Genomic DNA, 14157 nt, shown 5'->3' with positions numbered 1-14157 from the left:
ATATTATTTGTAATATTCTAACGGACTATTTGTAATATTCTAACGACTATTTGTAATATTTTTAAAAATTATTATGTTATTTTATTTCAATTCAAAAGATTTTATAAAATAATTGGAGAATTATTAATGTCGGATGTGAAAAAATATCTTGCCGAATTCATCGGAACGGCTGTTTTGGTTCTTTTCGGTTGCGGAAGCGCGGCAATTGCCGGCTCCACCCTTGGAACCTTGGGCATTGCGATGGCTTTTGGTCTTTCAATTGTTGCAATGGCTTATGTCATCGGCGGAATCTCCGGATGCCACATTAACCCGGCTGTTTCCATCGCCATGTTGATTGACAAGCGCATTTCCGTAAAAGATTTTGCCGCCTACCTCGTGTTCCAAGTGTTGGGAGCCATTGCCGGAATTGCCGTTTTAGCTTTCCTCATTAATTCCGCCGACCTTGGCGGATTTCATGCCACCGGTCTTGGACAAAACGGTTTTGATGCCGCATCCGCCGTCGGCCTCAATATGGTCGGCGCGCTTGTCGTTGAAATCATTTTAACTTTCGTGTTCGTCTTCACGATTCTGGGTGTGACCGAAAGCGAAAAATACGGGGCTGTTGCCGGAATTGTTATCGGTCTTGTCTTGGTCTTTGTGCACATCATGGGAATTCCGCTTACCGGAACCTCCGTAAACCCGGCCAGAAGTCTTGCCCCCGCAATTTTCATCGGCGGTGTCGCTCTTCAGCAAGTTTGGGTTTTTATTGTCGCCCCGCTCATTGGCGGCGCCTTGGCTGCATTGGTTTTCCGCGGATTTAAAATGATTCAGTCTCAGCCGGAAGCAAAAGCCAAATCCAAGAAAACCTAAATTCGATTTTTTGAATGTTTTTTTAAAAACCTGCAACATTTGCGGGTTTTTCTATTTTTTTAAAAAAAGCAGCCGTCTGTTCATTTTTATTTTAAAGAACAGCTGTCAGGTTTTCGATTTTTAAACGAATGTGTTGCCATAACGCGCGCGTACGCCTTTTCGCGCAAACAGTCCTTGCAAGTGTTGCGAGCCTAAATTTCGCGCAGCGAAAAATTGAAAAAAAAGATAGAAATATGAAAAAAGTAAATCAAAAAATAAATTTCGAGCGCAGCGAGAAATTCCCGCGAAGCGCCCGTAGTTATGTTTCGTCCCCCCGCCCTTTGAAAAATTCACAATCGAAAGGGAGCGATTTTTTTTACAGGAATTTCACAATTTTCGGCATTTCTCCAAATCGTTTCTTAAATTCCGCCGGCCAGTTGTCGGGGTCCAGTCCATGCTGCGCCAAAAAGGTGGCGGTCCACCGCTCCAAACCAACGCCGGAGCAACCGCTCCAAAGCTGTTCGCCGGTTTGGCATTTCACATTAAAGCCGCTCGGATATTTGTCGCCATTGATGCTGACGTTTTGGAATTCCAGCCACTCCCCATCTTTTCCACGGTACGGAAGCGGTGCTTCGTAGTCGGTTGTTCCGGTGACTTCGTCGGCGGCGATGCCTGCGATTCCTTCCTGGGCCATGAACCAAGGCGTCACCCAGGCTTTTCTCCATTTTAAATCCAAGATGTCATTAAAAATATGCATGTAGCGTTCGTGCAACTTTTGCGTTGTTTCAACCACTTGCTCTTTGGTTCCGATCCACACCAATTCAATCCGGTGGAATTCATCCACCCGTTCGATTCCATGAATGCCGCCGCTTTCGTAGCGGTGTGACGTTCCGGAACGGTCAAAAACAGCAATTGGGAGACTGTCTTTTGAGATTGTTTCTCCTTGGAAAAATCCCCAACAGGGCGGACACTGCGCGTAACACATGCCACCGATCGGGTCGCCGATTTTTGTTTTAATCAATTCGACCGGAACTTCTTTGGTGACCTTGTAGTAGTCCATCACATCTTCCCAGTAAGCCGGGTCTCGGGTTTTGGGCGGACAGACGTAATAAATTTCCGGGTAAATCCCTTTGGCATGACCGGAATGCTTCCAAATATCCCACATAACCATCTTGGGGAAAATCATTTCATTGTAGCCGAGCGGATTTAAAATCTCGTCCACGACGATTTTTTCAAATGTCCGGAACAATTTGGTGGAAACCGGTCCGTGAATCCATTGTCCGCGTCCGGAGCCGCGTTTGAGCCAGCCGAGTTTAAGCATGTCTTCGGTTGGGTCAGCCGTATAAGAAAACGGACGGTCTTCACTTTCCCAAAGCAAATTCCAGTGCTCGGCTTTTGCGCCATAGTCGCCTTGTTCCAATTTATCTTCAATCAATGTCAAAATACGGTCCGGAACCTGGTTTTTCATCTCGGCTTCCCCAACGTCCAATTCCAAGCAAAGGATTTTTTGGATTTCGTCAAAGAAAACGGATTTGACATACGGAATGGTTTTGTTTTTCAAATCATGGGCGGACGATACGACAATTGTGAATTTTTCAACTTCCACGCCCCGGACACCGATTTTTTCTTTTCCCAAGGCTTCAGAAATGGATTTTTTAAGGCGCATCAAGGCGTCATGAACCCGGACATGTTTTCCGGAAGTCAGTTCGATATGAATCCGGTTGTCATCGAGTGACCAGGATTTGATTTTGGCGCCTTCACCGGCCGGCGCTCCTTTTGCCAAAAGTCCGGTTTCGGCTTGGTTCATAATTGTTTCAACAGCAGCTTTTGCCGCTGCCGGATTCGCGCTTGTTTTTAAAGAACATTTGAGATAAAATTCCATGAAAAAACACCTGGTTTTCATAATGAATGTAAAATTATAAATGAATTATAAATGAGTCAGAAAAAAGCATTTCCCTTTAATTAAAGTTTGGGATGAAATTAAAAAAGAAAATTAAAAGTTATTTATTGTTTCCGGGAGGACTTTTTAACGCGAACCGCCCCGTCCGCGTTCATAAGCAGGTCGTCTGCCGTTGCCAAAACCGATCCGATCTTTTCGGATTTTAAGTGGATTTCGGCATACTCCTCTTCCATTACGGTGGTCATTCCCAAAAAATTGTCAGGGGCTAAAGAATTCATGACTTTTTGGGAAAGATTTTCTCTTTTTTCATCATCTGTTTCCTCGATGAAGCGGATTGTTCCTGAAATTTTGATGGAAGGCAAAAAAATCACTTCGAATTTTTAATTAATTTTCTGTTCATCTGAAGACCGACCAGTTCGTCTAATTTTTTCAAAAAGAACATTCCGGTCCCCAGCGGAATGGCTCCGCCCGACGCAATATTATGCCCGCCGCCGCTCCCGCCGGCAAACTCCGCCGCCGTTTTGACAGCGGTTGAGAAATCCAGTCCTTTTTGAATTAAATCCCGAGTTCCGCGGGCTGAAATTTTAATGATGTCATCATTCTCATTGAGACAAACAAATGGTTTTTCGGGATTAATATAGCGAATGTATGTCGTGGAAATTTCTCCGGCGGATTGCAAATCTTTTCCGTGAATATAGGAAATGTTGTCCAAACTTCGCACTTGCGGGATGGCTTCATTCAAACTTTTGATTAAATATTCTTGGTTTTTGAAATGAATTTCTTTTGCTTTTTCAAGAACAGCCGCATCTCCAAAACAAAGCGCGACGGCGATGTCAAACTCCTCGTCTTTTCCGCAGCTGCCTAAAATGCCGGCAAAATCAAAAACATTTTCAATCAGCCTGTTTTTTAAATAATATATTTCTCCGGCGGCCGCTTCCACCGCGTCCGGGCTGCCATGCGCCGATATTTCGGAAAGGATTGCGTCCGTTAGTTTTTTCATTTCCGCGTCCGTCAACTCTTCGATGGTTTTATCCGAAAATGAAAAGCCGGACAAAAACGATTTGATTTTTTCAGGGTTTCCCGTCATATCTAAATAAGGCTCAGTTGTCGTCATAAATATGTCAAACAAAGATCCGTTTCCGACTTTTAAGCCGTTTCGGACCGTTAAATAGCCGCCTTCTTTTGCGTCCTGCAAAATAAGAGCGTTGGCGGAAATCATCAGTTGGCGGTCTCCAATCATTCCGGCGACGGCCAGCGTTGACAAATCCACATTAATGGGATTCATGGCTTTGGCGGTCAAATACGTCACACCGGCGCCCGAAATCATATTGGCGCCCTCAAGTCCGACTTCCATGGGACTTACGACGATTTTTGCGGGCGATTTTCCGGAGGGAACGTGGTGGTCCAAAACCAGAATCGGATTTGTTTCTGACAAAATTTCAAGTGCCCGGGATTGGCCGCTTCCGATGTCACAAAAAATCAAAAGCGCGTCTTTTTTCAAGTTCTGCTTAAATCCAAAAACAATGCCGTTGTCCAGTTTGGCAACGACAAAATGTTGGTAGGAAATGCGTGCCCGCGTCAATGCCTGAATCATAATGGCAGCGCTGGTGAGTCCGTCGGCATCGTTGTGCGTAAAAAGGTAAACAAAAGAATGTTTTTGAATCAGTTCCGCCGCCTGTTTGGCCAGGTCTTGCAACTTTTGAATTTTTTCATCCGTGGCGCCTGTTGATTTTTCGATTAAAGATGCGGCACTGTTCATAATATCTCCTTTTCTCATCAGTTATGCCTTATTTTATTAATGATTATGGATTGTAAAATATTTACACTGTCGGGAGTAAATATGGCAAAGCAAAAAAACAAAACAAAAAAACAAAAAAACAAAAAAACAAAAAAAACAAAAAACCAGACGATGGATTTTGTTGATTTTTTTAAAAAAATGATGCTGTAACGCGCGCGACAGCGAACACATAAATCCAAAAAATCAAACAACAACGCAGCAAAACAAGAATAAAAAATAAGAAAAATGCCGGAAAAATAAGAGTCCGGTCATTTATACCAAACAAAAAGTCCGATGACATACACAATGTAAATTGCGGCAATCAATACGCCTTGTCCTCGGGTAATTCTTTTTTTGTAGCCAAAAACCGCAAGCAGAACAAATAAAATCATCATAAAGATAAAATCATAATCCATCAGCTGGTGATTAATCGGAAGCTGTGCGAAAATGGATGAAACGCCTAAAATCATGGTGATGTCTAAAACGTTGGCGCCGACAATGTTTCCAATGGAAAGTTCCTGGCATCCTTTACGAAAAGAGGTAATGGCAGTCACAATTTCCGGAAGTGACGTTCCGACGGATATGACCGTCAAACTGATGATGATTTCCGGAATGCCTATGTGTTGCGCAATGGAAATGCCGTTGTCTACAACCAATTTGCTTCCTAAAATCACAAAAATTGCGCCGGCCAAAAAAATGATGGCATCGAGTGGATAGCCGGAAAGTGGCAATTTCGCCCAGATTCCTTTTTTCTCATCCGGCGTTTCGCAAACGTTGCTATCCGAGTTCTTTTTTTGAGCGATGTAGGTGTAAATCATGTAGGCGGCAAAAATCATGAGCAAAATAATTCCGTCCAAGGCTGTAATAATTCCATCCAAGCACAAGAGAACCAAAACGCCGCCGGACAAAAGGAGTAAAATGGCTTTGACGTTAAACGCTTTGTCATCTACGGTAATCGCCCGCATGGCCGCAATAAAACCAATCGCGATTCCGATGTTACAGATGGTGGACCCGACCGCGTTTCCAACCGCCATGTCGGCGTGTCCTGAAATCGCCGCCATAAAACTGACCGAAAATTCGGGAGCTGTTGTCGCAAAACTTACAATGGTCGCGCCGATGACGGCTTTTGGAATGCCGCTGCGTTTTGAAATACTGACGGCGGCATCCACAAACCAGTCCGCTCCTTTTGTAATCAACAAAAGACCGAAAACAAATAAAACATACATGAGAATCTCTGAAAAATCCACAAGGTCCACCTCGAATAATTAAGTTCAACTTAGTTTTTTTCCGCCGGCAAAACCGGCGGCATTTTTTGCCTCAAAAAGTCAAAAGGACAGAAGAACACACAAACGATGTATAAAAGGAATTTCCTTTTACAAAAAAGAGAGAAATAAAAGAAGCATTACAAAAAAAGAAGATACGCTCACTGAGTTGAAAAGAATATAAAAGTTTCCGTAAAACGAATATAAAATTATAAAAAATGAAACTTAGAAAAAAATATAAAACGCAAAATCAGAGAAAATATAAAACGCAAAATCAGAAAAATAGAAAGGCGGTTACTGAATCGGATGAATTCAAAATCGCCTTTCACATTTGTTTTTGAGCTTTATTTGTTCTTAAACAGTTGATTCTGATGAAATTATTAAATTACGACGGTACAAGGGTGCCGTAATGGTCAAACGTCAGGGTAACGTCGCTTAACGTCATGCCAACCGGTGTGAGTTTCATCGTCATATAATTTTTCTGCGGGGAATCTAAGAGCGCAATATCTTTGACTTTTGTTTCGTCGCAGGTTCCATTGAATTTGTAGAAATCTTGGGTGTAGATCAATTCCAAGTCAAAGGTTGTTTTTTCAAGTCCGTTTACGACGGGTTTTAATGCCGGGTCGGTCGTGTTTGCGTTCAGAACAATTTTTCCCTTTCCGGTTTTGTCGATCGTGACACGGATGTCCGACAGATTTGTCACTGTTTTTCCATCTACTGTAATTGTTTTTGGGACAGCGTTTTGCAGAGTCGGGAACCGGGCCGGATAGTAAAGGGCGGTGTCCCCTGTCAAAAACGTAATCAGCATGCTGCCGTCATCCAAAAATTTGGCGGTTCCGATGAAATTCAAATAGGTGGTATCAAAGCTGTTGGGATAGTTGTTGAGCGGAGAATTGTCGTAAACTTCAATGACGGTTTCATTGTCTTTGAATTTGTATTCCACACCGGTTTCGTCCGGTGGCGTGTTTTGCAAGTTTCTTGTCGTAAAGCCGTTTCCGTATTCATCCACATAAAGATAAACAAGGGTTTGGTCAATGCTGGCAACCCATCCGCCGAATGGGAATTTTGTGTATTGGAAGGTAATATTGTCGGAGGTGTTGTTCACATTGGATTCATTATATGCCGGGTTTCCGGTCACATTGCTTGTGTTGTTGGTGTTGTTTGCGTCGGTATTGTTTGTATCGTTCAGGTCGCCGTGTGTGGGATCCGGGCCGGTGAAATTTTTAAGCGAAATGCAGCCGCCGGCGTAAACTGACAAGATGACAATCCCGATGACAGCAGCGGTCAATAATATTCTCTTTTGGTGCGCGTTCATAAGTTTAACCCCTAAAACCGTTTAAAACACATAAATTTGATTTTTTTAACGTATGCATAATTGGCATTATGCATGTTAATTAAATCATGGATTTATATAAAAAAATTTCCAAAATATTATTCAATGTGAAATATTTTTTAAAAAAGATATATTGAGGGGGGTTTTGAAAAAATGGAAAATCTTAAAAAATGAATTACAAAAATCAAAATCTAAAAAATAAATTTTGAGAAATTAAAAAAGAGAAAAGAATTGATTTTTGAAAAAAAATCAATTCAATGGATTACTTATTCAAGTTGCCCAACTTAAAATACATTTATTGACTTTGATGAAATAACCCTCTTCAATCTCGAATTCATAGGGTGTTACAATTTCTATGCAATGAATGTCTGAGCTGTTTAATTTTGCTTTTTGTTCAATACCATCCTCGGCTATAAAAATATAGTCTCCTGCATTGCGTGTGCTTTTATCGACTCGCCAGTCACCGGCATAGGTCGCGGATCCAAAGTCCGTGTTGATATCAATATCAAATGTACTTTCTAAAATATCAATATCAAATCCAACATCGGAATCAGTGATATCTCTCGGTTCTTCATCAACGGTCACCGTTGCTTCTAATTCATTCAGATACCATTCATTATAAAGCGTTTCTTCCAAAACGAGCGTTGAAATGGTTCCTTCGATTACTCCGTAATCAGTATCGGTGGAATTTTCAAAATGAATGCCGCTCACAAAGACTAAGTTTCCCTCACTGTCCATTGTTGCACGGGCGGTGGCATTAAAGTCTTCCATATAGAATTCATAGCTGTCCGAGCCGGTGTAGTTCCAAGTGCCGTCGCTGTCCATGGATATGCCAAATGCTTCAATTTCCATATAGCATGTGCCATCATAGTCTATCCACATATATTGGTCAGTATAATCGCCTTCATCCAAATCTTCTGAACCCTCCTCTCCATATGTGACGGAGATGTCAGCATCGTTGATTTTCCAATATCCGACCGGAGAAACCTTGGAAGACGTAGAACCGCCGCCACCAAGAGATGGCGTGACAACAATCGGCGGCAAACTCGATAAACCGGCTCCCGTACTGTTTGTTGTGTTTGCGGTTTCATTTGTCGCATTTGATGTGTTGGATGTATTTGATGTGTTGGATGGTGTGTTTGGTGTGGTATTTGTTGCGGGCGGTGTGTTGTCGTCATTGCCGGAATAGAAAAAGAATAATAAAGCGGCAACAATTACGATGGCAACAATGGCACCCACAATCAGATAATTTTGTGTATTTTTGTCCATAATGTCAACCCCATATAAAAAATATTCACTCGTTTAATCACATCTATAATTTTTATGAAAAATTATAATTGTGTGATAATTATTTCAAGGGAATAATTGTATAATAATTTTTGCACTTCCTCTAAAATTTTATAAAATATATTAAATAAATGAATTGAAATAAATAAAAATAGTCTCATTTTTTTATTTCATGGCTGAAATATAAAAACAATGAGAGCGAGCGGAAAAAAAGAGTCAAAAATGAAAAAAGAATTCATTTGAAAAATTAAAAAAGAAAGTTAAAAAAAGAAAAAATGAAAGTTAAAAAAATTAAAAAAAGAAAGTTAAAAAAAGAAAAAATGAAAGTTAAAAAAATTAAAAAAAGAAAGTTAAAAAAAGAAAAAATGAATTGATTTTTGAAAAAATCAATTCAAAAATCATTATTCCGGTTCCGGAAATTTTAGTTTTAAAATAAACTCATCCACATCGAATTTATATTCTCCAGGCGTCGTAAACTTATGTTCTTCAAATACCAATGACCAGGGGTTTTCATTGGAAATATCACATTCTAATTTCACATTGTAATTTCCCGCACTTGAACCTTCGCTCACGGTCAGAATGAAATCTCCGGAATTACGGGTGGATTTATTAACGGCCCAGGTTCCGCCATATTCAACGATGCCGTCTGGATCCTCCCCCTCCACTGATTTTTTTAATCCCAACTTTCCGGAAAAATCGCTCGGATCAAAATAGATGTCAACGTCGAAAGTAAAATAATTTGGATCCATCACGATATTTCCCTCACCAATAGAGATCTCACCGGTATCCGGAATTTCGACCATTGCCTCCAAAGAGTCAACGTACCAATCTTCCGGAAGTGTTTCTTCCATTACAAGAGTTGTCACCGGGTTTTCGGGAGAGTCGTCATAGGGGTCAAATTCCAACTCACAATCATCATTCAGTTTTGCAGTAATATCAAAGGATCCTTCTCCTTCACCAACCGTAAAAATATAGTCCGAGCCTGATTGTCTCCAGGCCCACATGGGGGTGTCGTATTCATTGCGAGCCCACAAGTTATTGGGATAAACGGCAATAATTTGACCCTGGTGGAAAGAATCCGGCGTTTCTTCAAAAACAATGGTTTTCACTCTCCAAAATCCGATAATGGATGCCGAGTCTGATGTGGACCGGCCGCCAATCGTTGGAATCACTTGGATGACCGGTTTTTCATTCTCTGTTCTATTCTCTGTACCATTGGACGGCTCAGGGTCGGGTTTTGGCGGCGCTACATCGCCGGTCTCATTCGTTTCATTAATTGTCTCATTTTCCGGGCTGTTAAAGCAGCCGCTTGAACTGATTAAAAAAAGAGCGGCAATAATAAAAAGAAGAATAATAAGGACCCCGATAGGAACTTTTAATTTTTCATAATCCATAATTTTTCACCTCTGTAAATTCCGTTTTTGATTTTTTTTAAGAATAAGAATTTGCATTCAGAAAAAAATATTCACTCAAAAACAAAAACAAGATGCTCAAAAAATGATATTTACGACATTTAAAAATAAAAAATTGAATTGATTTTTTAAAAATCAATTCAAACCACTTTGATTGAATTTATAATTCAAAACCCAAGAATTTCAAAACAAATTCCTCGAAATCAAACACATAATTTCCAGGGGTTGTGAAGTCATATGGTGTAAATGTTAAAATCCACGGATAGGATTCTTCGCTTTCTGAATCATATGTCAATTTAGCCTTAGTTATGACGGCTCCATCGACAGATTTCAAAATGAAATCTCCGGAATCGCGGGTCGATTTGTCTACTTCCCAGGTTCCGTCACTCACTTCGATATTGCCTTCAGTCGGACCATCTTCTCCTTCCCCGTCCAGGTCGACGGACAAGTCCAGGCTTTCAGTAAATGTGTTATCGGGTGTTGAAACCGTGAATGTGAAGAAGTTACTGCCCTCTTCACTAATGTTTTCTTCAGTCAGGTCAAGATCGTCACCCACAGGAGTTGTTACAGTTGCGTTCATTGTGATGACTTTCCAATTTTCCGGAAGAGTTTCTTCCAAAATGAGTTCGGTGACTTCACCGTCAATCCCTTCATCGTGGAAATTAAAACCGTCAACAAATTCCAAATTTCCATCCGCATTCAATATGGCATTGACATCCGTTCCGCCAAATGTGAAAACATAGCCGGAACCACCTGTTTCCCAAGTCCCCGTATCTCCTGAAACATATTCTTCTATTCCAATTTCAAAGTCGCAGGTATTGTCCGGATAAACAATGAAATATCTTCCACCACTCACATCCGTTTCATCCACATCTGTTTCACCAATCGTTCCAGCCAAACTGTTCACCTTCCAAAATCCGACAATGGAGGAGGGACCCGAAGAAGAGCCGCCGCCACCGGTTGACGGAATCACATGAATGACCGGTTTATCGGTGTTGCTACCCGTGGCCGGCGTGCTTTCATTCGTTGAGCCGTTTCCATCGGATGAGCCATTTCCATCGGCTGAACCGGAACCATTTGACTCATTCTTGGGTTGTTCCGGAGGGGTTGGTGTCGAACTTTCATTTTCGACAGGGGGTTTGGTCGTACAGCCGCTTGCGGCGACCGCAAAAATAACAATTGCAATCAACGCAATTGCGAATAATGTTTTTGTGTTTTTCGAGTTCATAAATATCGCCCCATAAATGTCAATTTAACTCATTATTCTGTAAATATTGTTGATGCAAAAATCATTATGCATCGACAATAGATTGTCAAAACGGTATATAAATATTTTTAATAATATATAATCAAAAAACAAGTTCTTACACAAATATTACTATAAATCAGAAAAATGAGACAATGACAACAACTACGCGGATTTTAAATCAATTTCACATTTTTTTTTCCGCAAACTTATAAAAATTAGTAGATAATGCTGTTTCAACAAGAAAAAAATCAAGAAACATCAAAAAATATATGAAAAACCGCTTCACATTTATGAAAAAATAAAAAAAGATTTTGAATTGATTTTGATTTTCAATTCAAAATCCAAATTTGTGCTTGTTCGCTAATGATTTGAGTGTTAGATAATTGGATGGCTCAAAACGAATTCTTTCACATTCCATTCTTTATTACCGGAATAATCAAACGGTTCAAAAACAAGAACATTTCCAACCATTTTTGCTTTTAAGTCCTCCTCGCTATTGTCCACATCAAAAACATAGGAACACGGGCCGGACGGATCAATCGACCAAGTGCCTTTCATCGCATTAAGTTGATTGATTTTGAATTTGAATAAAAAAGAAACAAAAATCAAAAACGAGTTTAGTCGTTTCGATTTTTGAGACAATTCCTTTAAATAAAACCATCCGGTTTAAATATTAAAAACTCCGGTTTAAATATTAACGTAAAATCAAAATTAAGAAACCGGAAAAAAAATATTACATGTAATAGAAATAATAAACCGCAAGCGCAACGATTAAAATAATGACAATCGCAACGGCGCCATAAGTTAAGTATTTCTTTTGTTGTTCATCCATATTGATATCCTCACACTCATTTTAAAAATATACACAAAAATAACAACTCTGGACACGCACAATTTTTTATTATGCGCTTACCGATGATATATGATTATAATTATATAAAAGTTTCTAATATATCTGAATATCTATATTTATTCAATTATAATTGGAAAATGAGATTAAATGAACAATAGAAAAGTAAAAAAATAAAGATAAATGGGTATGAAAATGGGGATGACATATGAAAATGAATGCGATTATGAATCTGTCTGCCGTATCTAAACAATCGAAAAAAGCCGGCTTGCCGCCGGGTTCTTTAATTTATGTTCCCGGAGATCAAAATGACCCGGCCGGCGGAAATGACGGAGAACCACAAAATATTGAATCGGTCCCGGTATTTATGAATCCGTTTTTTGTAATATTGTACAACGAATCCGGATTCTCTGAGAAAACATACGCAACGGTGGATGAATTGATTCGTGCGGAATTTTCTCCGGATACTCTCTCTTGGATTCATGCGGCCGGACTGAATGACCCGGAAGCGGTTCGAAAAATCGGTGAAAAATACGATATTGACCCGCTGACTTTGGAAGATATTCTCAGCATGAAGCAGCGTCCGAAAATGGAAGAATTTGACAATTATTTCTATACGGTTTTAAAGCATACTGTTTTTGACGATACGAAAAAAGAATTGCAAGACAATCAAATCAGCATTGTGACCCTGGAAAAAACAGTCATTACGTTCTTTGAAAACGAGGCGGATATTTTCGAACCGGTCCTCAAAAGAATCAAAAAGGATGGACGGATTCGAAAAAACGGAACGGATTACCTGACATATGCTTTGATGGACATTGTCGTCGATCATTATTTTTTTGTCTTGGAAGAATTTGAAGAATGGTTTGACGAAGTCGAAAAAAGAATGATCAATCAACCGGAAAAAGAATCTGTCGGTGAAATTATACACATGCGTTCCGAACTTTTCCGGTTCAACAAATCGGTCTGGCCGCTCACCAACGTGGCGGACAATTGGGAAAAATCCGGCTCCAAGCTCATTAAAAAGTCAACCCGTGTTTATTTCCGGGACGTTCAAGACCATGTGGTCCGAATTATTGAATCCATTGAATCCGGACGGGTTGCCGTCACTGGTATTTTTGACATTTATAATTCCGGAACTTCCAAGCGGCTGAATGAAACCATGAAAATTTTAACCGTCATTTCCACCATTTTCATTCCGCTGACGTTTATTGTCGGAATTTACGGCATGAATTTTAATTATATGCCGGAACTTGAAGCAAGATACGGATACTATATCTGTCTGAGCGGCATGTTTTTAATTTTTATGGGGATGCTTCTTTATTTCAAAAAAAAGAAATGGTTCTGACCATTTTCCTCCGTATGGTCACGATTTGAGTGCCAAATGTTTGTTTTGATTGATTTTGCTCTCATCCTGAAAAAAGAAAAAGCCAATCCCGGATTTTGTTGGAAAAAATTAAATATGCCGCTGTAACGCGCGCGGGCGGGCACAAAAACAAGAATGAAAAAAATAAAAACGAAAGTAAAAAAATAAAAACGAAAGTAAAAAAATAAAAACGAAAGTAAAAAGATTACGAGAAAATCAGCCGGATTTTCCCGAGGTATGGAATTTTGAGTGTTGAGACGCCGATGACCCATTCTTCTTTGATTGGGGTGTTATAGCTGATCATGGTTTGCTGGTCAAAAAGCGGATTTGTCTGTGGGTTGTCTCCTTTTGTAATGTAGCCGGCATGTGGAGCCGCAGGGCCGCCTTCCCACATGGGTTCGCCCGCTTCCACGTAATACATCGCACGGTGAATAATCGGAATTGCGTTTTTATTGCCGTTTGGGCGGTATAAAATCACATCGCCATATCCGCTAAATTTTATTTTCGAGTTTTCAGATAAAACGGCTTGGGCATTTGTTTCGATGGTGACACGGTCACTGTCTTTGACAAAAATAATATCCCCTATTTTCATATGCGGTTCCATACTTCCGGATTGGACGACATACATAGGTGTCCAAAGGCCGAAAAAGAGTTGGCAAAAAATCAGAAAAGCAGTGACAATCGCGATGACTGTTAAAGCGTCCTTTCCCAATTCTTTTATTTTGTCGTCCATTTTTAAAAACCTCGTCACTTTTGTTAGAACCACAACCTAATAATTTAAAAATATATTGATTTGTTTCAAATCGGAAGATTTTTAAATCCAAATATTTTTCAAAATCCTCATCATTGTTTGTATTTTTTAAATATGTAATCGGATTTTTTCTCTTTCAAAA

At 40.0% G+C, this 14157-nt stretch carries 12 protein-coding genes; 2 read left to right on the top strand and 10 right to left on the bottom strand.

Features of this window, described 5'->3' with window-relative positions; genetic code table 11:
- The first annotated feature begins 126 nt into the window (after positions 1–126).
- Complete coding sequence (locus MsAm2_RS07075; RefSeq protein WP_338097549.1) at positions 127–849, top strand: MIP/aquaporin family protein; 723 nt, start codon at positions 127–129, stop codon at positions 847–849.
- A gap of 355 nt (positions 850–1204) precedes the next feature.
- On the opposite strand, the gene MsAm2_RS07070 is transcribed toward MsAm2_RS07075, so the two are convergent.
- The 9 genes from MsAm2_RS07070 to MsAm2_RS07030 all read right to left on the bottom strand — a co-directional run bounded on the left by MsAm2_RS07070 (position 1205) and on the right by MsAm2_RS07030 (position 11606).
- A complete protein-coding gene (locus MsAm2_RS07070) occupies positions 1205–2710 on the bottom strand; it encodes a serine--tRNA ligase (protein ID WP_338097548.1) in 1506 nt (501 codons plus the stop codon).
- Positions 2711–2832: 122 nt separating this feature from the next.
- Entirely contained in the window at positions 2833–3090 is a 258-nt protein-coding gene (locus MsAm2_RS07065) for a KEOPS complex subunit Pcc1 (RefSeq protein ID WP_338097547.1), read from the bottom strand.
- A gap of 5 nt (positions 3091–3095) precedes the next feature.
- Entirely contained in the window at positions 3096–4487 is a 1392-nt protein-coding gene (gene recJ / locus MsAm2_RS07060; protein ID WP_338097546.1) for a RecJ family nuclease, read from the bottom strand.
- Positions 4488–4774: 287 nt separating this feature from the next.
- Positions 4775–5752: a calcium/sodium antiporter gene (locus tag MsAm2_RS07055; protein WP_338097545.1), complete on the bottom strand. Its 978-nt coding sequence runs from the start codon at positions 5750–5752 to the stop codon at positions 4775–4777.
- Positions 5753–6152: 400 nt separating this feature from the next.
- Positions 6153–7082 carry a hypothetical protein gene (locus MsAm2_RS07050; protein ID WP_338097544.1) on the bottom strand — a complete coding sequence of 310 codons (930 nt, stop codon included), beginning with the start codon at positions 7080–7082 and terminating at the stop codon, positions 6153–6155.
- A 288-nt stretch (positions 7083–7370) separates the two neighbouring features.
- A complete protein-coding gene (locus tag MsAm2_RS07045) occupies positions 7371–8369 on the bottom strand; it encodes a hypothetical protein (protein WP_338097543.1) in 999 nt (332 codons plus the stop codon).
- Between the two features lie 419 nt (positions 8370–8788).
- Positions 8789–9781 (bottom strand): hypothetical protein, encoded by a 993-nt coding sequence (locus tag MsAm2_RS07040; protein WP_338097542.1) that lies wholly within the window; start codon positions 9779–9781, stop codon positions 8789–8791.
- Between the two features lie 178 nt (positions 9782–9959).
- Positions 9960–11027 carry a hypothetical protein gene (locus MsAm2_RS07035; RefSeq protein WP_338097541.1) on the bottom strand — a complete coding sequence of 356 codons (1068 nt, stop codon included), beginning with the start codon at positions 11025–11027 and terminating at the stop codon, positions 9960–9962.
- A 396-nt stretch (positions 11028–11423) separates the two neighbouring features.
- Positions 11424–11606 carry a hypothetical protein gene (locus tag MsAm2_RS07030; protein ID WP_338097540.1) on the bottom strand — a complete coding sequence of 61 codons (183 nt, stop codon included), beginning with the start codon at positions 11604–11606 and terminating at the stop codon, positions 11424–11426.
- Positions 11607–12106: 500 nt separating this feature from the next.
- Here MsAm2_RS07030 and corA point away from each other — a divergent pair, with 500 nt between their 5' ends.
- The gene (gene corA, locus MsAm2_RS07025) at positions 12107–13246 is read left to right on the top strand and encodes a magnesium/cobalt transporter CorA (protein ID WP_338097539.1); all 1140 of its coding nucleotides are present in this window, start codon (positions 12107–12109) and stop codon (positions 13244–13246) included.
- Positions 13247–13469: 223 nt separating this feature from the next.
- Here corA and MsAm2_RS07020 read toward each other — a convergent pair whose 3' ends face one another.
- Positions 13470–13997 carry a S26 family signal peptidase gene (locus MsAm2_RS07020; RefSeq protein ID WP_338097538.1) on the bottom strand — a complete coding sequence of 176 codons (528 nt, stop codon included), beginning with the start codon at positions 13995–13997 and terminating at the stop codon, positions 13470–13472.
- Between the last annotated feature and the right edge of the window lie 160 nt (positions 13998–14157).

Source organism: Methanolapillus ohkumae (genome assembly GCF_032594355.1).
In the GTDB taxonomy this organism is placed as follows: Archaea; Halobacteriota; Methanosarcinia; order Methanosarcinales; family Methanosarcinaceae; genus Methanolapillus; species Methanolapillus ohkumae.
This window is presented reverse-complemented; position numbering and strand designations above follow the sequence as displayed.

Excerpts from the sequence above, each read along its gene's own strand:
- MsAm2_RS07075 (WP_338097549.1), top strand. The coding sequence starts at position 127 with ATGTCGGATGTGAAAAAATATCTTGCCGAATTCATCGGAACGGCTGTT.
- MsAm2_RS07070 (WP_338097548.1), bottom strand. The coding sequence starts at position 2,710 with ATGGAATTTTATCTCAAATGTTCTTTAAAAACAAGCGCGAATCCGGCA.
- recJ (WP_338097546.1), bottom strand. The coding sequence starts at position 4,487 with ATGAACAGTGCCGCATCTTTAATCGAAAAATCAACAGGCGCCACGGAT.
- MsAm2_RS07050 (WP_338097544.1), bottom strand. The coding sequence starts at position 7,082 with ATGAACGCGCACCAAAAGAGAATATTATTGACCGCTGCTGTCATCGGG.
- MsAm2_RS07045 (WP_338097543.1), bottom strand. The coding sequence starts at position 8,369 with ATGGACAAAAATACACAAAATTATCTGATTGTGGGTGCCATTGTTGCC.
- MsAm2_RS07040 (WP_338097542.1), bottom strand. The coding sequence starts at position 9,781 with ATGGATTATGAAAAATTAAAAGTTCCTATCGGGGTCCTTATTATTCTT.
- MsAm2_RS07035 (WP_338097541.1), bottom strand. The coding sequence starts at position 11,027 with ATGAACTCGAAAAACACAAAAACATTATTCGCAATTGCGTTGATTGCA.
- MsAm2_RS07030 (WP_338097540.1), bottom strand. The coding sequence starts at position 11,606 with ATGAAAGGCACTTGGTCGATTGATCCGTCCGGCCCGTGTTCCTATGTT.
- corA (WP_338097539.1), top strand. The coding sequence starts at position 12,107 with ATGAAAATGAATGCGATTATGAATCTGTCTGCCGTATCTAAACAATCG.
- MsAm2_RS07020 (WP_338097538.1), bottom strand. The coding sequence starts at position 13,997 with ATGGACGACAAAATAAAAGAATTGGGAAAGGACGCTTTAACAGTCATC.